Here is a 302-nt window from a genome sequence, read left to right on the forward strand (position 1 = left end):
CGTCGCGGGAGGGCGCCGGACGTGCGTTGAGTGTTAACCCCCCGGCCACTTGCAGTGGTTCGCGCCGTGCTATGTACGCGGCCACCTCGGGGTCGTCCGGGTCGCCGAAGCGGACGGTGGGTGCGCCGGTCGCCGAGGACTGCTGGCCGGTGGCGGTCTGGATGACGCATTGCCGGCTCTGCAGCACGCCGGCCCGGCCGCGGATGGACTGCCAGCGGGCCAGCGCCTCGGCGGCGTCGGCGGGCTTGCCGAGGGCCTGGCCGTCCAGTTCCAGGACGGAGTCGCAGCCGATCACCAGCTGG

1 protein-coding gene is annotated in these 302 nt (G+C 73.8%); it reads right to left on the reverse strand.

Going from position 1 to position 302, the window contains the following annotated elements; genetic code table 11:
- A partial coding sequence (locus UK12_RS35235) for a Maf family protein (RefSeq protein ID WP_045307301.1) occupies nucleotides 1–302 on the reverse strand: 302 nt, incomplete at both ends.

It is taken from the genome of Saccharothrix sp. ST-888 (genome assembly GCF_000955975.1).
Lineage (GTDB): Bacteria > Actinomycetota > Actinomycetes > Streptomycetales > Streptomycetaceae > Kitasatospora.